This window comes from Achromobacter sp. B7 (genome assembly GCF_003600685.1).
In the GTDB taxonomy this organism is placed as follows: Bacteria; Pseudomonadota; Gammaproteobacteria; order Burkholderiales; family Burkholderiaceae_B; genus Achromobacter; species Achromobacter spanius_B.
Map to the genome: position 1 here is coordinate 1,183,136 of NZ_CP032084.1, position 20,772 is coordinate 1,203,907.

At 64.6% G+C, this 20,772-nt stretch carries 12 protein-coding genes; 6 read left to right on the forward strand and 6 right to left on the reverse strand.

Going from position 1 to position 20,772, the window contains the following annotated elements:
• The first annotated feature begins 180 nt into the window (after positions 1-180).
• Both DVB37_RS05345 and DVB37_RS05350 read left to right on the forward strand, forming a co-directional pair.
• Positions 181-6,180 carry a DUF3320 domain-containing protein gene (locus DVB37_RS05345; protein ID WP_120154174.1) on the forward strand — a complete coding sequence of 2,000 codons (6,000 nt, stop codon included), beginning with the start codon at positions 181-183 and terminating at the stop codon, positions 6,178-6,180.
• A 355-nt stretch (positions 6,181-6,535) separates the two neighbouring features.
• Complete coding sequence (locus DVB37_RS05350) at positions 6,536-7,258, forward strand: META and DUF4377 domain-containing protein (RefSeq protein WP_240434041.1); 723 nt, start codon at positions 6,536-6,538, stop codon at positions 7,256-7,258.
• Between the two features lie 78 nt (positions 7,259-7,336).
• Here DVB37_RS05350 and DVB37_RS05355 read toward each other — a convergent pair whose 3' ends face one another.
• Positions 7,337-9,796: a penicillin acylase family protein gene (locus DVB37_RS05355; RefSeq protein ID WP_120154178.1), complete on the reverse strand. Its 2,460-nt coding sequence runs from the start codon at positions 9,794-9,796 to the stop codon at positions 7,337-7,339.
• Between the two features lie 332 nt (positions 9,797-10,128).
• On the opposite strand from DVB37_RS05355, the gene DVB37_RS05360 reads away from it, so the two are divergent.
• The 3 genes from DVB37_RS05360 to DVB37_RS05370 all read left to right on the forward strand — a co-directional run bounded on the left by DVB37_RS05360 (position 10,129) and on the right by DVB37_RS05370 (position 14,004).
• The gene (locus tag DVB37_RS05360) at positions 10,129-11,715 is read left to right on the forward strand and encodes a sulfatase (protein WP_120154180.1); all 1,587 of its coding nucleotides are present in this window, start codon (positions 10,129-10,131) and stop codon (positions 11,713-11,715) included.
• Positions 11,716-11,766: 51 nt separating this feature from the next.
• Positions 11,767-12,795: a tripartite tricarboxylate transporter substrate binding protein gene (locus tag DVB37_RS05365; protein WP_120157393.1), complete on the forward strand. Its 1,029-nt coding sequence runs from the start codon at positions 11,767-11,769 to the stop codon at positions 12,793-12,795.
• A gap of 153 nt (positions 12,796-12,948) precedes the next feature.
• Positions 12,949-14,004 (forward strand): hypothetical protein, encoded by a 1,056-nt coding sequence (locus DVB37_RS05370; RefSeq protein WP_120154182.1) that lies wholly within the window; start codon positions 12,949-12,951, stop codon positions 14,002-14,004.
• Positions 14,005-14,034: 30 nt separating this feature from the next.
• On the opposite strand, the gene DVB37_RS05375 is transcribed toward DVB37_RS05370, so the two are convergent.
• The 5 genes from DVB37_RS05375 to DVB37_RS05395 form a co-directional block, all read right to left on the reverse strand.
• A complete protein-coding gene (locus DVB37_RS05375) occupies positions 14,035-14,355 on the reverse strand; it encodes a DUF4148 domain-containing protein (protein WP_120154184.1) in 321 nt (106 codons plus the stop codon).
• 141 nt (positions 14,356-14,496) lie between these two features.
• Complete coding sequence (locus DVB37_RS05380; protein WP_104142922.1) at positions 14,497-15,582, reverse strand: LuxR C-terminal-related transcriptional regulator; 1,086 nt, start codon at positions 15,580-15,582, stop codon at positions 14,497-14,499.
• 338 nt (positions 15,583-15,920) lie between these two features.
• Positions 15,921-17,018, reverse strand: coding sequence for an ABC transporter substrate-binding protein (locus DVB37_RS05385; RefSeq protein ID WP_120154186.1), 1,098 nt, complete (start codon positions 17,016-17,018; stop codon positions 15,921-15,923).
• Positions 17,011-18,534 carry a sensor histidine kinase gene (locus DVB37_RS05390; protein WP_120157394.1) on the reverse strand — a complete coding sequence of 508 codons (1,524 nt, stop codon included), beginning with the start codon at positions 18,532-18,534 and terminating at the stop codon, positions 17,011-17,013. Before DVB37_RS05390 ends, DVB37_RS05385 begins: the two co-directional genes overlap by 8 nt.
• A gap of 2 nt (positions 18,535-18,536) precedes the next feature.
• Complete coding sequence (locus DVB37_RS05395) at positions 18,537-19,241, reverse strand: response regulator transcription factor (protein WP_120154189.1); 705 nt, start codon at positions 19,239-19,241, stop codon at positions 18,537-18,539.
• 190 nt (positions 19,242-19,431) lie between these two features.
• On the opposite strand from DVB37_RS05395, the gene DVB37_RS05400 reads away from it, so the two are divergent.
• A complete protein-coding gene (locus tag DVB37_RS05400) occupies positions 19,432-20,772 on the forward strand; it encodes a CitMHS family transporter (RefSeq protein ID WP_120154191.1) in 1,341 nt (446 codons plus the stop codon).

Here is a 20,772-nt window from a genome sequence, read left to right on the forward strand (position 1 = left end):
GCGCGCATGGGGCTGGCATGGCGCGCGCATGGGGTGCGCGGGCCTCATGCCATCGATGTTCAAACCGATACGCAAAACTTGCTGTTTCCCGAGGGCAGAGGCGCCGTCGCGTCTTAAAATCCGGCATTGCAGATTTTCGCTGCCGGCATCGGCCCGCGCGGAACGAACCGAGAGATATCGATGGATAAGCGACAAGACCTGGAACCCCCGGCGATCCAGGAGGGCGCGACCCAGACCGGCGCGTTGCAAACCGGCGCGTTGCTGATCGACGTGGTGCATGCTGACCTGGTGCATGCCACGGCGTCTGGCGCGCGGGATGCCATCGACGCCATCGCCATCGACATCGAAGCTGACCCTACGCTGGGCTACGCCTCGATTCAGAACGCGGTGCCCATCGTGCGTACGTTGCGCCTGACGAACCGTTCCGAGCACACATTCGAGAACATCGAGGTGCGGCTGCGCTGCAACCCCGCCTTTGCCCAACCCGTAACGCTGCGCTTTGACGTGCTGGTGCCGGGAGAAATTCGCCGTATTTCCCCGCTGGACCTGACGCCCGACCACAGCTACGTGGCCGATCTGCAAGAGGCCGTGCGCGCCAGTATTGACGTGGTGGTGCAGTCAGGCTCGCAGGAACTGGGTCGGGCCTCGCAACCGATATCCGTGTTGGCGTATGACCAATGGGCCGGCACGCGCGCCTTGCCGGAATTGCTGGCGGCGTTTTCCATGCCGAACAATCCGGCCGTGGATGGGCTGATCGGCAAGGCGTCCAAGCTTCTGCGCGCGCAGTACGCCGACCTGCAAATGAACGGCTACCAGTCCAAAAGCCGCGACGTCGTCTGGAAGCAGGTGTCCGCCATCTACAGCACACTGGCTGCGGAATCGCTGCACTATGCCGAACCGCCCGCCTCGTTCGGCGTGGACGGGCAGAAAATTCGCACACCGGATCGCATCATGGACGCGCGGGTGGCAACGTGCCTGGACCTGGCGATGCTGTTCTCGTCCTGCCTGGAGCAGGCGGGATTGCGTCCGGTGATTCTGATGAAAGACGGGCACGCCTGGGTGGGCGTGTGGCTGCATCAAGCGTGCTTTGCAGACCCGCTGACCGACGACGTGCAGGCGGTAAGAAAGCGCGTGGACAGCGGTGAATTCCTGGTCTTCGAAACGACGGGCATCGCGCAGCATCCCAACTTCCGGCCGTCGTTGCGGCGCGCGTTGGAGCAGGGCGCGGCGCATCTGCGCGAAGAAAATACCTTTCGCTACGCCATCGACGTGCATCGCGCGCGCGAATTGCAAATCAAACCGCTGCCTTCGCGCGGGGTGTCGGTGGCGCCCACGGACGCCGACGACACCGAACTCCCTGCCGCCATCGAGCCCACGCCCGAACTGCCGCCGCTGGACCCGGAATTCGTGATCAGCCTGGAGCCCGCCGATGACACGCCGGAAGGCCGGCTGGCCAAGTGGAAGTCGCGCCTGCTGGACCTGACGCTGCGCAATCGGCTGCTGAACTTCAAGCTGACCAAATCCACCTTGCCGCTTGTTGTGCCGGACCTGGCAAAACTGGAAGACGCCATTGCCGACGGCAGCGAATTCCGTATTCGTTCGCTGCCCGCCGCGTTGATGGACGGCAGCGACCCGCGCGTGGCCGAGGTGCATGTGGGCCGGGGCGGCCGCGCGCCGCTGGACGACATGGCGCTGGACGCGCTGGGCAGCAAGGAACTGATCGCACGCGTTACGCAGGAAGCGCTGGACGCCAACCTGCTGACCATCTTCGGCGCGGCGCGCATCGGCCTGGAAGAGGGCGGCGCCAACACGCTGTACCTGGCGATGGGCATGCTGCGCTGGACGGAAAGCCCCGGCGCGGAAAGCGCGCATCTGGCGCCGCTGATCCTGGTGCCGGTTTCGCTGCAACGGCAATCGGTGCGCAGCGGCTTTCGCCTGGTTCGCCACGACGACGAGACCATCATCAACCCCACGTTGCTGCAAATGCTGCGCAACAACTACGAGCTGCGCATTCCGGGGCTGGACGTTTTGCCCGCGGACGACAAGGGCGTGGACGTGGCCCCGGTGTTGCAGGCGTTCCGCTTGGCCGTGCGGGAAATCTCGGGCTGGGAGGTACTGGAACAGGTGCATCTGGGCATTTTTTCGTTCACCAAGTACCTGATGTGGAAGGACTTGCAGGACCGCACCGAGCAGTTGAAAGCCAACCGGGTCGTCAAGCATCTGATTGACCACCCCGGTCAGGCGTTTGCCAAAGAGCCTTTGGATCAGCGCTTTGACCGCCTGGACGACAGCTATCGGCCCCAAGACCTGCTGACCCCGCTGCTATCCGATTCGTCGCAACTGAAAGCGATTTGCGCGGTGGACGCGGGCCGCGACCTGGTGTTGGAAGGGCCGCCCGGCACGGGCAAGAGCCAGACCATCACGAACCTGATCGCGCATTTGCTGGCGCGCGGCAAGACGGTGCTGTTCGTCTCGGAAAAGATGGCCGCGCTGGAAGTGGTGCATCGCCGTTTGGCCAATATCGGGCTGGGCCCGTTCTGCCTGGAACTGCATTCATCCAAGGCGCGTAAATCCGAGGTGTTGCAACAGCTGGGGCGTGCGTTGGATCACAGCTGGCAGCGCACCAGCGACGATTGGGCGCGCGAGGCCGAACGCGTAAGCGTGCTTCGCCACGACTTGAACGGGCTGGTCGACGCGCTGCATCACGCGCATGCCAACCGCCTGACGGTTTATGACGCCATCGGCACCTGCATTCAGAATGCGGGCAAGGAGCCGTCGCCGATGTTCTGGGCCGACGCGCAGGCGCATCAATACCAAGACCTTGCGCAGCTGCGCGAGACCGCGCGCCGCATGTCGACCTTGTCCAAGGAGCTTGGCGTGCTGCATGGCCATCCGCTGGCGCATATCGGCATGGCCGAATGGAGCCCCAGCTGGCAAGACGCGTTGCTGGCTGCGGCGCATGCGCTGGAGCAGGCGGTGGCAAGCTTGCAGACGCAGGCGGCCACCGTGGGCGATGGGTTGGGTGTGCCGGCGCAGGGTTTGAGCCTGAATGCCTACGCGCGTCTGGATACGCTGGCTGACGTGCTGCTCGCCGCACCGCAGGTGCCCGCCGGCTTGGCCACGCAGGCGCACGACCCCGGCGCGCGCTTCCAGGTGCAGGCGCTGGTGCGTCACGGGCAGGCGCGCAACGCGCATTGGGAACAGGTGGGGGCGCAATGGACCGCGCAGTTGGCCGAGCTGGACGCCAATACGCTAAAGGCCGAGTGGCTGTCTGCCTGCTCGGCATGGTGGCCGAAGTCTGTCTTCGCCAAGGGCGGTATCCGCAAGCGGCTGGCGGGCTATCGCACGGACAGCCAGCGGCCGGACGAGGGGTCGATTACCGCCATGCTGGCGCCCTTGGCGCTGGTGAACATCGAAGACCGCGAGCTGGCTGCGTTGAAGGCGGACGCGCAGCGCTTGCTGCAAGACCGCTACACGGGACTGGCCACGGATTGGGAGCAGGTGCAGCGGCATGATCAATGGGCCGAACGCTTTGCCGATGCGGTCACGCAGGCGGCGGGCGACCCGGTTTCCGCAGCCGACCTGCGCACCCGATTTCAAGCACTGGTGGGCGAAAACCGCGCCTTGCTGCAACCTGGGGCACCGTTGGGCAAGGCTTTGCTGGGCTATCGGGATGCGTGGCGCGGTCTGCAAGACTGCTTGGCGCAAGTGGACGCGCTGGCCAAACCGCCCGAAGCACTGGTGGGCGAGCCGGAGGCTAATGGCGCGCTTGAACGCATCCTGGGTGTGCTGGCGGGCTGGCGTCACAACAAACAATTGCTGATGCCGTGGTGCGTATGGCGTCAGGCGCGCGAGCAGGCCATTGCGATGCAGCTGCAAGGCTTGGTCGCATCCCTTGAGCAGGGCCGCGTGCCGCTGGAGCAGGTCGAAGCGCATTTTGAATTCAGTTATCGCAACTGGTGGGTGAAGAAGGTCATTGACCATAAGCCCGTGCTGCGCGCGTTTTCCAGTGCCGACCACGAGCGCAAGATCCGAGAATTCCGCGACGCCGACGACCGCTTCCAGAAGCTGACGTCTGCCTACATCGCCGCCGTGCTGGCTGCCAAAGTGCCCGATGGCAACGGCGTGCTGGTCAGCCCGGATAGCGAGCTTGGCCTGCTGCGCCGCGAACTGCAAAAAAAGACGCGCCACGTGCCCGTGCGCCAGTTGATGCAGCGCTTGCCGTCGCTGCTGCCCAAGCTCAAGCCCTGCCTGCTGATGTCGCCGTTATCGGTGGCGCAGTATCTGGACGCCGGGCATTCGCAGTTTGATGTCGTGGTGTTTGACGAGGCCTCGCAGATTCCGGTGTGGGATTCGGTGGGCGCCATCGCGCGCGGTCAGCAAGTGGTGGTGGTGGGCGACACCAAGCAGTTGCCGCCCACCAGCTTCTTCAGCAAGTCCACGCCCGAAGATGACGGCGCGGGGGATGACGGACAGGTCGAAGACCTGGAAAGCATTCTGGACGAATGCCTGGGCGCCGACATGAACCGCCTGCGTTTGCAGTGGCATTACCGCAGCAAGCATGAAAGCCTGATCACGTTCAGCAACGTGACCTATTATGACTCGCAGCTGATCACCTTCCCGTCGCCCGTGACGGATGACGTGGCCGTGCGTCTGGAAAAGGTTGCGGGCATTTACGACCGGGGCGGTAGCCGCACCAATCGCCTCGAAGCCGAAGCCATCGTGCAGGGCATCGAGCAGCACTATCTGGACGAGTCGCGCCGCCGCCAGACATTGGGTGTTGTGACCTTCAACCAGCCGCAGCAAGCCCTGATCGAAACGCTGCTGGACGCCCGCCGCCGCGCCAATGCCGAACTGGACAAGGCGATTTCGGCGCAATCCCGCGAGCCGCTTTTCATCAAGAATCTGGAGAACGTGCAGGGCGACGAGCGTGACGTCATTTATTTCTCGATCACCTTCGGCCCGGATGCCGCCGGCAAGATGACGATGAACTTCGGACCACTGAACGGCGAAGGCGGACACCGCCGCCTGAACGTGGCCATTTCGCGCGCGCGCGAAGGCGTGGTGATCTACAGCACGCTGATGCCGGAACAGATCGACCTGTCGCGGGTGCGCGCCACGGGCGTGCGCGACTTGAAGCATTACCTGGAATTTGCGCTGAAAGGGCCGCGCGCCTTGGTCGAGCAGTCGCTGCCGACCGGCCGCGAACCGGACAGCCCGTTTGAAACGCAAGTCATCAAGGTGCTGCGCGATCATGGCTGGGTGGTGCATCCGCAGGTGGGCTGCTCGGGCTACCGCATTGACATGGGCGTGGTGGACCCGCGCGCGCCGGGCCGCTATCTGATGGGTATCGAGTGCGACGGCCGCGCGTACCACTCGGGCGCCACCGCGCGCGATCGCGATCGCTTGCGGCAGGTGGTGCTTGAAGGGCTGGGCTGGACGCTGCATCGGGTGTGGTCCACCGATTGGTGGATCAACCCGGAACGCGAAGTCGAGAAGATCCTGGCCCGCTTGAACGCGGAACTGGAACGCACGGTGCAGGACGAATCGCCCGTCGAATTCGTGATCACCACGGAAGAAGGCGATACCGCCTGGCCGTCGGCAGACGGCGTGACCGCGCATGGGGTTGCACCCTATCGCGTAGCGGATTTGAGCACGGCCCCGGAGGGCGCTGACGCGTTCTACAACCGCGCCAACAACGCGCTGCTGGCGGAACAATTACGCCTGGTGATCGACACGGAAGGCCCCATCGCCGAGACGGTGCTGCACCGTAAAGTGGCTCGTGCGTGGGGCCTGGAGCGCACGGGTGTTCGGATCATTGAACGGTTGCGCACATTGACGCCAACGGACGTGGGTCAGACAGACGAAGGCGAGGCCACCTTCTATTGGCCCGCCGGCGTCACCCCCGAAACCTGGAGCGGCTTTCGCGCCGCAAGCGACGACGACGCCACGCGCCGCCGCGTGGACGATGTCTGCATTCAAGAACTGGCGAACGGCGTCCTGCACGTACTGGCGATGACCGGCAACGCGCCGAAAGTGGATGTGATCGAGTCCGTGTGCCGGCTGCTGGGCATGTCGCGTACCTTGGCCGATGCGGAAGCACGCATCGGACACGCGATAGCGGGGTTGGCGCAACGGGGCGCGGTGCGGGAGGAAATGGGGATGTTGCAGGTGGGGTAGGGGGGCATGAAACCCTATCGCCCGGACGTAAGGTGTCAGTCTGTAATCACCGGGGCGAGATGGCAGGGTTAATGACCTGGATGTGTTGGTCCTCCGACCTCCGTATGAAAGCACTGCCCGTCAGGTGGGCAAATAGCGGGTCCGCCAATCCCATCCCTCAGCAAGATTTTGAAACCCTCTGCCCGGCGCTTCGCCTGACCCGTCCACATCACGGACGTAGAATGCCGCTTTGCTTTAAGTGCCATTCGGCTTCCAGGAACGAACCATGAAAAAAATAATTCTTCTTGCGTCCGCATGCGCCGCGCTGCTTTCCGCTTGCGCTCCGGTTTCCTCTCCCAGCGTAGGATCCTCTTCCATGCCCGACACCACTGCCGCCTCGCCCGCCAGCCAGCTGACCTTGCCCGCGTATTACTGGCGCCTGGTTTCTGCCACCGATGCATCCGGCAAGTCGATTCCGACGTTGCAGCCGGGCGTTGAGCATCAGCTGCGCCTGGCCTTCACGAACGATGCGTTGAATATCCGGGGCGGTTGCAATACGCAATTTGGCGGTTACCGCTACCAGAACGGCGTGTTGACGGTGGATAACCTGGCGTCCACGATGAAGGCGTGCGAGCAGAGCTTGATGCAGCTGGATGCCGAGATCAATGCGCGCCTGAAAGGCGATCTGCGGGCCACGCTGTCGGGCGACACGCACGAGCCCGCGCTGGAACTGGTGGGTAAGGACGGCACCGTGCTGAAGTTTGTTGGCGAACCCACGCCCGAAACGCTGTACGGCAGCGCCGGCCAGATCATGTTCCTGGAAGTGGCCGCGAAAAAGGCCGAATGCAGCCACCCCATGATTCCCGATTACCAGTGCCTGATGGTGCGCGAGCGCCGCTACAACGAAGCGGGCGTGCAGCAGCCGACGCAGGATAAATGGCATCCGCTTTATCAATCCATCGAAGGGTTCAAGCACCAGGAAGGCGTGCGTACCGTGTTGCGCGTCAAGCGCTACGACTGGAAGAACCCGCCGGCGGACGCGCCGTCCAAGGTGTATGTGCTGGATATGGTGGTGGAGCAGGACGCGTCGAAAAAGTAGTCGCGAATACCTCAGCAGAAACCCCAACAAAAATGCCGGGCCGCCCAAGCGACCCGGCATTTTTTTGTGGCCCGCCCGTCAGTTCCCCGACGGCTTGAGCGTCAGCGTATCGGCGCGTTCGCTATCCACCTTGGCGCGGCTGAACGCCATGGGGAAGTACTCGCCGGTTGCCCAGCCCTTGAGCAAGTCCTGGTAATGCGGGCTGCGTGGGTCAGCGGACTGGCCCGGCACGTTCTGCACGCGTGAGTTATCCCAGTTGGCCACGTCGATCACCTGCCGATACGACGAGCCGCTGATCTGCCGGAAATCGCTCTTGCGGAACGTCGCCCGATGCACCGTGTCGTTGTCGCCGCCCACCGGATAGCGCGGGGTGCCCCAGGCCTTGGCGGTGTCCGGCGGCAGCAGGCTGGCCAGGCTGTGTTCGAACTGGATGTGATGCAGTTTGCCCCACTGCCACTGGGTGGAATCCGGCCCGAGCTTGGCGCGCAGTTTCTGTACGCCATCGTTCAGCGCTTGCAGCAACAGCGCGTCGCGGCCCCGATCCGGCGGCGTGCCAAAGGCGGCATCCGGCGTGGCCAGCTTTTCCAGCGTCTTGCGGGTGGACAAGTCGCCGAACGCCGCGCGGCCATTCGCGGGCACGTAAAGGTCGGACACCCGTTTGACGACCTCGGGCAGCCAGAACGCGTAGACCGTGGCGGCGCGCGAATCGGTGTCCATCCGGTAATCCCAATCCTTCAACAGGCCCAGCGCGTCGTTCAGCGCCGGGTCGGCGGAATTCAGCGCCTTGGCATAGCCGCCCAGCGTGCGCGCGGGTATCGAGAGGTTGTCGTACTGCAAGTCCTGCGATTGCTGCACCGTCAGCCGGTTGCCATCGGCCAGCACTTCGCGAATACGCTGGACGCGATAAGGTTCAGCCCAGGTGCGCGCCGACATGTCCTTGTAGACGTAGTCCGCCGGCAGGTTGTATTCGTTGGCGGTCGCAACATAGCCTTCCGGCGGGTTGTACGCGCGGGGCAGGGCGCTGCCGGGCAAGACGCCGCGCCATTCGAAATCGCCATTGCCGGGCACGGGCAACATGCCCGACCAGTCGTTGCGCGGGCGTATCGGCGCGATGCTGCCGCCGAACCAGCCGATGTTGCCGTCCACGTCCGCGTACACCATGTTTTCGCTGGGCGTGTAGTGCTTTTCCATGCCGGCCACGAATTCATTCCAGTTCTGCGCCTGGTTCAGGCGCAGGCTGGCCAGATAGGCCGCCGTGCCCGGAAATTCAAGATAGGCGGCGCGCAGTGCGTACGCCTTGTGGCGTACGGGGTCTTCGTGAATCACCGGACCGTGGCGCGTGAATTTCAGCTGGCGCACCGCCGCCGCCTGGCCGCGCACGGGAATGGATTCGTCCACCTGCCGCATTTTTTCCCAGCCGCCCCGATAGCGGTATTCGTTGGGATTGGCGGGGTTGGTGTCATAGACGTACAGGTCTTCTTCGTCGCCGAAGGCGAAGATCGTCAAGCCGAACGCGATGCGGTCGTTATGGCCCATCGACACGCCCGGCAACGACGGTTCGCCGGCGCCGATCACGTTCCAGCCCGGCGCGTTCAAGTGCACCATGTAGCGCAACGACGGCATCGTGATCGACCGGTGGGGGTCGCCGGCCAATATGGGTTTGCCGGTGTCGGTATGCTGCCCGCCGATGGTCCAGTTGTTGCTTTCGTATCGCGTGGCCATCGGATCAAAGTTCGGATCCAGCGACGCTAGCTTGCCTTCGGACAGCGCGCTGGCAAGCGCTTCGCGCTTGTCCAGCGCCAGCGGGCTTTGGGGGAAGTCCGCCGCGACAAACTTCTGGCCATTGCGCGCCAGCGTGTAGTTCGCCAGGACGGACTTGTCGATCTGGCGCACGTCCAGGCCAGCCGGCACTTGCAACGCCAAAGGCGGCTCGAAGGTGCTCAGGCCTTGCACGGCGTTCAGGCCCAGCCCGGCGACTTGCTGCGCCATCTTCACTTCTTCGTTCAGGTTGCGCGTCAGCCCGTAAATGCGGATCAGCGAGGTCTCGGGGCGCCAATAGCCAGGCAGCGTGCCGGTCAGCTTGAACTCGGGCGGCAACTGGTCGGGGTTGGCTTTCACCCAGTCCACGTAGGCGTTGATGCCGGCGGCAAACGCAGTAAGGATCGCCTGGCCCTCGGGGTGATAGCTGGCGAATTCGGCCTGCATGTCGCCTCGGAACAGGAACAGGCGCGCGGCGCGGTCCTGTTCGACGAAGCGCGGCCCGAATTGCTCGGCCATCTTGCCTTCGCCTTGCCGGCGCCACAGGTCCAGCTGCCAGAGCCGGTCGCGTGCGGCGGAAAAACCTTGCGCGAAGAACAGGTCATTCTGGTTCTGTGCATAGATGTGGGACACGCCATGGCGGTCCCGCACGATTTCCACGGGCTGGCTCAGCCCGGCCATGTTGATGGTGTCCTTCTTGCCGGTTGACGCGCACCCCGCCGTCAAGGCAATCAGCCCGCTCGCCAGCAGTGCGGCGATCCTGCGATTAAACAAACGCATGGCTCCTCCTCCAGGTTTATTGCTTTTTTATGCCTGTGGGCCCCGGGGCCTCCTGCCGCCGGGTCAACCGCGCAAGCAACTGCTAGAACTAAAGCAGTTAGCGCGGCAAAGCTGTTTTATTTGTTGAGATTTGGGATGGCTTGTAACGCCGTGGTCGGTTGGCACGCCGATCGAATCTGATGGATACATGTGTGGGCTGCAAAACACAGGGTGAGCGGACCGGTGAATGGGTCCGACAACCGGGGCATATCTCTGTTCGACGCCAAAACCGCTACGCACAATGGCCGCATCAACACAGCCAAGCCGGTATGAGCCGGTGGCAAGGAGACCTGATGCAGCCCAACTTTCTGCTATTCATCACCGACCAGCAGCGTGCGGACCACGTGGGCAGTTACGGCAACGCCGTGCTGCGCACCCCGGCGCTGGACGCCCTGGCCAGCCAGGGGTGGTCCGCCGACCGCTTCTATGTCGCCTCGCCGATCTGCATGCCCAACCGCGCGACCCTGATGACGGGCCGCATGCCGTCGGTGCACGGCGTGCGCCACAACGGCATCGCGCTATCGCAGCGCGCAACGACTTTTGTGGAGCGGCTGCGCGACGCGGGCTATTCCACGGCGCTGATCGGTAAATCGCATTTGCAGAACATGACGGGCATCGGCCCCGCATGGCCGCCGGCAGGCGCCGCCGCGTCGCAAGGCGAGGCCTGGCGGCTTGACCGCGGTGACTACGATCAAGAGTGGGCGCCCAAATGGCGAGCCGATCCCGGCCACGAGGTACAGACGCCGTTCTACGGCTTTGATTACGTGCGACTGGCGCTGGACCACGGCGATCAGATCGGCGGCCATTACGCACGCTGGCTTGCCCAGCAGCATCCCGAGGCGCGGCGGCAGTGGGGACCCGAGCATGCGCTGCCCACACCGGACTTCGTGCTGACGCAACACCGGCAGGCGTGGCGCACGCGCGTCCCCGAAGAATGCTCGGCCACCGCCTACATCGGTGATCAAACCATTGCGCAGCTGCGGCGGCTGGCGGGCGGCCGTGCACCTTTCTTCATCCAATGCTCGTTTCCCGATCCGCATCACCCGTACACGCCGCCGGGCAAGTATTGGGACCAATATCGGCCGGAAGACGTAACGCTGCCGGTATCGTTTCACGCCAGCCGGGCCGTCCACCACCACCCGCCGCCGCATGTGGCGTGGCTGTATCGGCAGCGCGATCTGAACATGGCGGTCAAGCACACGCCGGCCGTGTTCGCCTGCACCGAGCGCGAGGCGCGTGAAGCCATCGCGCTGAACTACGGGTCCATCAGCCATATCGATGCCACGATCGGCCGGGTCATGCAGGCGCTGCGCGAGACGGGGCTGGACGAGAACACCGTGGTCATCTTCACCAGCGACCACGGAGACTTCTTCGGCGATCACCAACTCCTGTTCAAGGGCCCTATCCATTACCAAGGGCTGATTCGCACCCCCTTCATCTGGCGCGACCCGCAGGCCGCGCCCGCCGCCCCGCGCAGCCAGGCGCTATGCGCCACCCCCGATATCGCCGCCACCGTGCTGGCCCGCGCGGGCCTGCCGCCCTACAACGGCCTGCAAGGCCAGTCCCTGCTGCCGCTGATGTCCGCTGCGGTCGACACGCTGCGCGACGCCGTGCTGATCGAAGAAGAAGGTCAGCGCACGATGTTCGGTTTTCCGGGGCGCACGCGGATGCGCACGCTGCAAACGGCCCGCTATCGCCTCAGCGTGTATGCCGACGCGGACTGGGGCGAACTGTACGACCTGCACGAAGACCCGCACGAGCTTCGCAATCTGTGGCACGACCCCGCCGCCGAGGCGCGGCGCGGCGAACTGCTGATTGCGCTGTCGCAAACAATGATCCGCCATGCGGAAACCAGCCCCCACCCCACGGCCATTGCCTGAAGCATGGCCAAAGGCGGTGGCCAGCCGGCCGCCGCCACACCGGAGAGCAACATGAGTCACCCGTTCAAGCGCTTGTGGTTTGTCGCAGTCTCGTCTCTTGCAGCCCGTGTTGTCGCCTTGCTTGTCGCGGCAATGCTTGTTGCAGCCCCTGGGTCAACGGCCTGGGCCGCCCCGGCCGACTACCCGTCCCGGCCCATCCGGCTCATCGTCAATTCCTCGCCCGCCGGGCCGTTGGACATCGGCGCCCGCGCCATCGCGATGCACGCCAGCAAACTGATGGGCCAGACGATCATTGTCGAAAACCGCCCCGGCGCGTCCGGTAACGTCGGCGCAAAGGCGGTGGCCAATGCCGCGCCCGATGGCTACACGCTGCTGATGACGCTGGACACCTTGATGACCGTCAATCCGCACGTTTTCAAGGACGCCGGCGCCACCTACTTGCGGCTGCTTGAGCCGCTGAGCATCGCCGGCAGCTTCGGCCTGGCGCTGACGGTGCGGCCCGACTTGGGCGTTGCCACCGTGGATGAGTTCCTGCGTTATGCCAAGGCCAACGCGGTGACCTATTCGTCAGCCGGCTACGGCAGCCCCGGCAACCTGGCGTTTGAAAAACTGAAGCTGGCCACCGGCATCAATACCACCCACATCCCATTCCGGGGCAGCGCCGGCGCGGTCAACGCGTTGCTGGGCAACCAGATCCAGGCCGGCTTCCTGGCCGCCTCGGCGGTGCAGGCCCATGTGCAGGCAGGCAAGATGCGCGCGCTGGCCATCTCGGCTCGCGAACCGGACCCCGACCTGCCGGGCGTGCCGGCCCTGCGCAGCGTGGGCGTGGAATCGCTGAAAGACTTTGACGCCGCCTTCGCCTTCCTCATCATGGCGCCGCAAGGCATGCCGGCCGACATCGCTCGCAAATGGGATGAAAGCCTGGCGGCCGTCTACGCCATGCCGGAGTTTTCACGCAGCATTGCAAGCCTGGGTCTGGGCGCGCCGTTCGCGGGAAGCGCAGGAGCCAGGCAATGGGTATCGGCGCAGATCGAGAACTGGGCCCAGGTGGTGGAGGGGGCGGGGATCAGGGGGGAGTAGGGATAGGGACACGCACGGAGGAAAGGTCGGGAAATAGGTGTCGGAGAGCTGCCTGCGGATGCGCGTCGTGTGCGACATCAAGCGCGGTGTTGCCAATGGAGGAATCCTCGTCTATGTTTCCGCGACCCCTTCCGAATATTCCAAAGGCTGCGCATGCCGACCCCTTTCGCCGATCTCGCCAGCGTCCTTTCCGTGCCCGTCCAATCCGCCGACGACCTGGACACCCTGGAGCAGTTCTTCGACCACGCCGAAGTCCGCGCCTTCTATGCGCAGAGCCAGGACCCGGCTTACACGTCGGCGAACCTGTTGGCGTGCGCCACGCTTCTTCCCGAACTGCACCCGAACCGGGCGTCGGCCCTGGCCCTGCTATGCGGGTCCATGGTCGAGGATGGCGCCGATCCGGCCATTCTGTTCGACAGCCTGCATGCGCTGCTTCGCCAGTGGTTGCGCACGCTGCGGCCCTATTGCGCGCAGGAAGTGGACGAGGACGACGAAGAGGTGGACCAGGCCGACCGTAAGGCGTGGGTTGACGCGCAGGCAGAGCTGGCCGCCGTGCCGTTGGACACGCGTTGGGAAGTGGAATCCTTGCAGCAGGCCGTTGACGTGCTTGTCCTGCCGATGATGGCGATGCTGATGCGCAGTCAGCGCAACCATGAATCGTTTATCGCGGACACCAGCCTGATGGCGCTGCTGCATCCCATGGCCACAACCAACGACAGTTTTCCGTTTGAAGAGCTGCATTTTTTGTGGCTGGCGTCGCAAATCAGTTATGTCGACGAGCTTGTGGTGGTCTTGCCCACGTCAAAAACCGGATTCGTGGCGCGAGCGCATGGCGTCAACAATAGCTTTCACGCTTTCACCTTGCTGCAAATCCTGATTGGCGAGCATGCACAAGCCCTGCAAGTCAAACGCGACATCGCCGCCCGCCAGCCAGACATGGACCGGGACTCGGCGGATTTTCAATGGCTGCAAGCCGGCGCCTACACCAACGGCGAACTGACTCAGCCCATGCTGTGGGCCTGGGGCGAAGCGGCCTTGCGTCACAACATGGCCCGGCACGGCAGGCCCGTGCTGATCGCACTGGAAACGGACGAAGGCACAAAGCGAAACTGGTCCGGCTTCAACGGCGCCATTCACGACGCGCAAGCGCCATCGATGACGTTCAAGCGGTATTTGACGACGGAAGAAGTCGCGTCTTACCTGGCTTGAACGTCATCGTGGGAATGGCTTTTTGCTGCCCTACCACTTGCCCGTACTCTGCGACTGCATGGGCGGCACGGCATTGCTCGGGTGCACCATGTCCACGTACTTCCTGTAGCTGGCGATGTATTCCGGGCTGTTGATGTCCGGCGTGTTGTCGCTATTCCAGTTTCTTTCGACGCCGGATTCGCGCCACGCGGCCAGGTCGCGCATGACGTCGTCGCGGGTCAGGGCGATATTCGGTCCCGGCGTGGCGGTGGTGGGCGCAACTGCCTGCTGGGCGTGGGCGGGGCCGGATAGCAGCGTGGCCACGATCAAGGCGGTGGGGGCAAGGGCGCTGAACAAATGAATCGTCTTCATGATGAATCCTTAATAACGAGAGCGACCCCTCCCTCTCATGGCTTCGGACTCATCGTAGGGCCGCATGGGTGCCCACCGCATACCCAAGATTGATTACGCCTGCTCGGGCCGACCGGACGGCTACCGGGCGGGCGTGGCGCGTTACAGCAGTGAAGCCAGCCTGACGAGTTCCGCCTGCCGGCTGCATTCCATCTTGTTGAGCAGGGACGCGACCTGCTTGCGCACCGTCAGCACCGACGACTGGCGCAGCGTGGCGATTTCTTCGACGCTGTGGCCGGCCGCCAGGCCCGCCAGCACGGCGGCTTCGGCGTGGGTGATGCCGAACACGGACTCCAGCTTGTCGACGTCGGGCATGGCGAACGCGCTTTTGCGGCGCAGCCGGGCCAGCAGCAGGCGGCCGCCGATCAGGCTCAATGAATCGGGCGCGACGCTGATGTCCATCCAATGAAATTCGCCCCAGCCCGTGGTGGTGGCTAGCGAGCGGGAATGGCCATCGCGAAACGCCGCGGCGCAGTGGGCGTCGAACAGACGCTGGCATTTGGAATCGGCGTGGCGCAGCTTGCCGCCCTGGACCCGCCAGCCGCGCGCCTCGTCCAGCAGCTGCCGGGCAAGCGCCGACATCTTGTTCACCATGCCGTCCTGGTTGATGAGCAGCACCGCCTCGTTGACTTCCGAGAACGCGCTTTCCACTGACTTCCAACCAATGGACAACGCTTTTTCCCGTTGACCCAACTGGCTTTGCAGGGTGCGGAAATATTGGCCGAAATTGCCGGACTGCAAGCGTTCGCTGGCCTTGGGATCGACCGTGGAACGCTGGAACCCGATCGATGCGTGCAGCACGGCGTTGGATTCGACGATCAGCGACAGGATTTGCGCCATGCGGTGCTTAAGCATGAAGTCGGCGTAAAACTCGGTGCGTTGCAGCTGCGAACGGCTATACATGCGCGCGGTGTCCAGCCAGGTGCCGGCCGGGGCGTGACGCGAATCGCGCTCCAGCACGTCGTGACGGTAGTAGTGCCCCTGGTAGTCGGCAAAGCAGGCGTCCGAGAAACCGATCGCGGACAGGTTTGAAAGATGGTTGCGCGCGTCAAAGACGATCAACGTGCCGCTGTCCGCGCCTACCAGATCGCGCGCGGTGCGCAGAATGTCTTGCCAGGGGGGGTTGGGATCGGCCAGGTGTTGTACGGCGTCCATCGCGCGCGTGAAGGCTAGCTGATGCTCGACCATGGTGTCTCCAACGGGGCTGAATCGCAAAGGCGTTGCTGCGTACCACCAGGGGGCGGCTGCGCGGCGCGGCTACGGGTGCGGCTACAGGTGCGAAAACGGGCGCGGCTACGGGAGCCGGTACGGTGCTGCCTTGCCATCGCGCAGCGGCGATGCGCTGGCGGAAACCGGATCAGTGCGGGGACGGCGTTGGAGAAAGCAGCCGGATGCCGTTGGCCCCAACGGAAATTATGCTCGCGAATTTGCGATAGTGGGAAAATTCCATGTGCCTGCGTGGCCGTGGCGACGGCCTGCCCGCGCCAACGGTGCAAGCGCACCGGGTCAGTTCCATCACCAGGCGTTCAGCGCGCGTCGGTGGGCGCGAGGATGGCCGCGCGCCAGAGATCCAGGAAGTGGCGTTTTTTCAGCGCATCCAGGTACACCAGCAGCCCGACGCCCAGCGCCATGGGGCGCACGCCCGCTTCGGCGATGACCGACGCGTTGACGGGCCGCATGCCGGATTGCTTGGCCAGCATCTCCTGCCCCCGCGGCGAAAGCAGGTAGTCCAGCAGCAACGCACCCAGGTCACCGCGCGGCGCCTGTTTCGGAATGATGGCGGACCGCGACAGCATCAGCGTGTAGTCCTGCGGGTAGATGATGGCAAGCCTGGCGCCCTGGTCGATGCGGTGGCGCGTATAGGATTCCAGCAGGTTGTACGCCAGCGTAACCTCGCCGCGCTCCAGCTTGTCCAGCGCGTCTTCGGTGGACTGATGCGTAGTGACGCCGTTGCGGCCGAACGCGGCCAGCAGTGCGCCCGCCATGCTGTCCAGCCGCGTGTCCTGCGTGGCGGCCAGATAGCCGATGCCGCTGCCTTGCACGTCGTACGTCGATATGCTTTTCGCCAACGGCCGGTCGGGCGCTTGCAACAGGGACAGCAGCTCGCGGCGCGTGTGCGGGGCGCGCGCGGCATCCAGCTTGTCGGTGTTGTAGACCATGACGATGGGATCGGTGCCAATGCTGAACACCTCGTCGCGCCAGTTCGCCCAGGCGGGCAGGGCGCGGGTGTGCGGCGAGACATGGGCTTGGGCGTAGCCGTCGTTCACAAGCTTGGTCTGCAAATCCATCGCGCTGCTGATGATCAGATCGGGGCCGCGCTTGGTCAAGGCGTCTTCTTTGGCGCGATCCACCGTGTCCTGGTAAAGCTGCTGCGTGGATAGTTCGGTGTATTCCAGCCGGATGCCAGGGTTCATCTGGCTGAAGTCTTCCAGCACGCCCTTGAAGACCTGCACGCTGTTGGACGCGTGCAGCACCAGCACCTGCCTGCTGTCGGCCGGCCCCAGCGTAAGGCCGTCGCGGCTGACTTCGGCGGCCTGCGTGGCGGCATGAGCCCCGCTGAGCAGCAGCAGGGCGGCCGCGCCAAGCAGCCTTTTGGCCCAGTGCCAGGTACGTGCGTCACGCATCGCGACGCTCCGCCGGCAAGACGATCACCGCCTCCAGGCCGCCGCCCACGCGGTTGCTGAGGCTGAGCGTGCCGTGATGGATGTCGACGACGCGTTTGACGATGGACAGGCCCAGCCCCGCGCCGGGCGTGCGGGGGGTGGGGCCGCGGGCGAAACGTTCGAAAGCGGTGTTGGCCAGGGCGGGTGGGATGCCCGGCCCGTGGTCGGCAACGGTGACGCGCCAGCCGCTGCCATGTTGGTCCAGCGTGATGTCGATGTGGTCGTGGGCGGAGTCTTCGATGCGGCCTTCGATGCGGCTTTCTATGCGCCCTTCGATGTGGCCGTCTTTGGATACGTCGATGCTGCCGTCCCCCTCCTCGCCCCGCGCTACGTCTGCATCCCCCTTGCCAACCGATCCGTGGCGCAGCGCGTTGTCGATCAGGTTCTTGAAGGCTTCGCGCAGCATCAGGCTGTCGCCCGGGACGCGCGGTGCCGGGCTTGCGCCGGCGGCAGGCAGGTGCAGGCGCACATCGGGAATGGGATCGGCTTGCGGCACGGTGTCGTAAGTCGCTTGGCGCAGCAGCTCGGCCAGGTCCACGGGCTGGAACTGCTTGACGTTGCTGCGGTGGATGACGCTGGCGTCGCTAAGCAGCTGGTTGACCAGCCGCGACAGCTTTTCGGCGTTGCGCAGCACCGCCAACAGGCTGCGGCGCTGCTCGCCTGGGTCTTCTTCGTCCAGTGCCACTTCCATTTGGGCGTGTAGCGCGGCAAGCGGCGTGCGCAACTGGTGCGCGGCTTCGGCGATGAACAGGCGCAGCGTGTCCAGGTTGTCGGACAGGCGCGCCATGAAGCCGTCCAGCGATTGCACCAGCGTGTCCAGCTCTTCGGGCACGGGCGCCGCGATGGGATGCAGGTCGGACGCGCTGCGCGCGGCCAGTTCCCGTTCGATGCGCTGGATGGGCGACAAGGAACGCCGTAGCCCCCAATAGGCCAGCGCCAGCGCCGCACCGGTGAACCCGATCAGCGCCAGGGTGCCTTGCCACAAGATGCTGTCGGCCAATGCGTTGCGCGCTTCGCGCGTTTGCGCCACCTGAATCACGGCGGCCTCGGCGTTGCGCGGGCCGGCGATCTTGCGTTCCATCCACGCGACGCGCACGGGCTCGCCCTGGTAGCGGGACGTGTACAGCTGCGGCGTATCGGCCGCCTCGGTACGCTCGGGCGCGGCGGGCAGGTCGGCATAACCGGAAACCAGGGACCCGGCGCCGGTCGCAACGCGATAGAACACCCGGTCGCGCGGGGCCTGCTCCAGCAAGGCCAGGGCGGCATAGGGCATGTCCATCTGCCATTCGCCCTGCACCAGCTGCAGGCTGTCGGCCATGGACAGGACCGAGGCGCGCAGCAGTTGATCGTAAGTGGTGTCGGCGGTTTGCTGGGCGTAGCCGCGCACCAGCAGATACAGTGCGGCCAGGCCGACGGCAAACAAGCCCAACAGCATGGCGAGCAGGCGGCGGCGGACTGAAATGCGGCCAGGCTGCACGGTCAATCCTGCTGCGAGTGGGGCGAGGGGCTGTCCGGCGGCGTTGTCGAGGTCAGCAGGTAACCCGTGCCGCGCTGCGTTTCGATGCGTAGCGGCGACCCTTCCAGCTTGCGGCGCAGGCGGGCGATGTAGACCTCGATGGCGTTGGGCGCGGCATCGTCATCGAAGGCGAACAGCTTGTTGGCGATTTCTGTTTTGCTGACGGCGCGGTTCATCCCGGCCAACAGGATCTCCAGCAGGCTGTATTCGCGCTTGGGCAGGTCGAGGCGCTGTCCGGCCAGCGACACGTGGCGCGCGGCGCTGTCGATGACAAGCTCGCCAAAGCGCTGCACGCCCGTGGCCTGCGCAATGGGGCGGCGCAGCAGGGCGCGGCAGCGGGCTTCCAGTTCGCGGAAATCAAACGGCTTGGCCAGGTAGTCGTCGGCGCCGGTATCCAGGGCGTGAACCCGGTCTTCGATGTCGATGCGGGCGGTCAACGCCAATACCGGCGTCTTGCTGCCACGGTCGCGCAGCCGGTGCAGGATGTCAAAGCCCGACATGCGCGGCAGGCCGATGTCCAGGATGACGAGATCGAAGGTTTCGTATTGCAGCACGCCATCGGCGCTAAGCCCGTCGCGTTGCAGGTCCACGGCGTGGCCAAGACGGCGCAACCGGCGGACAAGGGCGTCGGCCAGATCCTCGTCGTCTTCGATTACCAGGATGCGCATCGGCCGATTGTAGCTGCCCGGAGCCGGCCGATTTTCGGGCTTCGCCGGCGTGGGGCGGCGGGTTGAAACACGGCGTCGGATTTCAAAAAACGACAGGTTCCAGACAGCTTTTATTCCTAGTCTTCGGCTCCTGCCTCCCTTGCTGGAGGCAGCGTCAAACATAACAACGATTAGTCGGAGATACCCCCTCATGCTTCTGACCCTGCTTGGCTTCGGCATGGTGATCACGTTCATGACGCTGATCATGACCAAGCGCCTGTCGCCGTTGGTCGCCCTTATCCTTGTCCCTATTATTTTTGCGTTGCTGGGCGGCTTTGGCGCCGGCATCGACAAGATGATGCTGGACGGTATTCGCAAGATCGCGCCCACCGGCGTGATGCTGATGTTTGCCATCCTGTACTTCGGGGTGATGATCGATGCGGGGCTGTTCGACCCCATCGTCGGCCGCATCCTGCGCGCCGTGAAGGGCGACCCGTTGAAAATCGTGGTGGGCACCACGGTGCTGGCGCTGGTGATTTCGCTGGACGGCGACGGCTCGACCACCTACATGATCGTGGTGGCGTCGATGTTGCCCCTGTACCGCCGCCTGAAGATGAACGGGTTGTCCATGACCTGCCTGGCGATGCTGGCCAGCGGCATCATGAACCTGACGCCGTGGGGCGGGCCGACGGCGCGCGCCGCCAGCGCCTTGCACGTGGACGCGGGCGATATCTTCATTCCGCTGGTGCCGGTGATGGGCGTGGCCATCGTGTCGCTGCTGATGCTGGCGTTCTTCCTGGGTCTGAAAGAACGGCGCCGCCTGGGCGTGCTGTCGCTGCCGGACGGCGCCTCGCTGCATGCCGGCTATGACGAGGATGGCCCCAAGAACCTGCCCGAGATTGAAGTCGATCACGACCTGCGCCGCCCCAAGCTGCTGTGGGTGAATGCCGGGTTGACGCTGGCGCTGATGGTCAGCCTGGTGATGAACATCCTGCCGCTGCCGGTGCTGTTCATGATTGCGTTTGCGATTGCGCTGATCATCAACTATCCGAACCTGGCCGAGCAGCGCCGCCGCGTTGCGCAGCATGCGGGCAATGTGCTGTCGGTGGTGTCGCTGATTTTCGCGGCGGGGATCTTCACGGGGATCCTGTCCGGCACGGGCATGGTGGAAGCCATGTCCCGCAGCCTGCTGGCCGTGATCCCGGACGCGATGGGTCCCTATCTGGCGGGCATTACCGCGCTGGTCAGCCTGCCGTTCACGTTTTTCATGTCGAACGATGCCTTCTACTTCGGCGTGCTGCCCATCCTGAGCGAAGCCGCGCAGGGCTATGGCATTTCGGCAGTGGAAATGGCGCGGGCGTCCCTCATTGGCCAGCCGGTGCATTTGCTTAGCCCGCTGGTGCCGTCCACCTACCTGCTGGTGGGCCTGGCGGGCGTGGAATTCGGCGATCACCAGCGCTATGCGCTCAAGTGGGCCACCCTGGTCTGCATGGTGATGCTGGCTGCCGCCCTGGCGTTCGGCCTGTTCCCGTTGATGGGATCGGTCGGCTGA

Coding starts and splice junctions, on each gene's coding strand:
- DVB37_RS05345 (WP_120154174.1), top strand. CDS start 181: ATGGATAAGCGACAAGACCTGGAACCCCCGGCGATCCAGGAGGGCGCG.
- DVB37_RS05365 (WP_120157393.1), top strand. CDS start 11,767: ATGAGTCACCCGTTCAAGCGCTTGTGGTTTGTCGCAGTCTCGTCTCTT.
- DVB37_RS05395 (WP_120154189.1), bottom strand. CDS start 19,241: ATGCGCATCCTGGTAATCGAAGACGACGAGGATCTGGCCGACGCCCTT.
- DVB37_RS05400 (WP_120154191.1), top strand. CDS start 19,432: ATGCTTCTGACCCTGCTTGGCTTCGGCATGGTGATCACGTTCATGACG.
- DVB37_RS05385 (WP_120154186.1), bottom strand. CDS start 17,018: ATGCGTGACGCACGTACCTGGCACTGGGCCAAAAGGCTGCTTGGCGCG.
- DVB37_RS05370 (WP_120154182.1), top strand. CDS start 12,949: ATGCCGACCCCTTTCGCCGATCTCGCCAGCGTCCTTTCCGTGCCCGTC.
- DVB37_RS05380 (WP_104142922.1), bottom strand. CDS start 15,582: ATGGTCGAGCATCAGCTAGCCTTCACGCGCGCGATGGACGCCGTACAA.
- DVB37_RS05375 (WP_120154184.1), bottom strand. CDS start 14,355: ATGAAGACGATTCATTTGTTCAGCGCCCTTGCCCCCACCGCCTTGATC.
- DVB37_RS05360 (WP_120154180.1), top strand. CDS start 10,129: ATGCAGCCCAACTTTCTGCTATTCATCACCGACCAGCAGCGTGCGGAC.
- DVB37_RS05355 (WP_120154178.1), bottom strand. CDS start 9,796: ATGCGTTTGTTTAATCGCAGGATCGCCGCACTGCTGGCGAGCGGGCTG.
- DVB37_RS05350 (WP_240434041.1), top strand. CDS start 6,536: ATGCCCGACACCACTGCCGCCTCGCCCGCCAGCCAGCTGACCTTGCCC.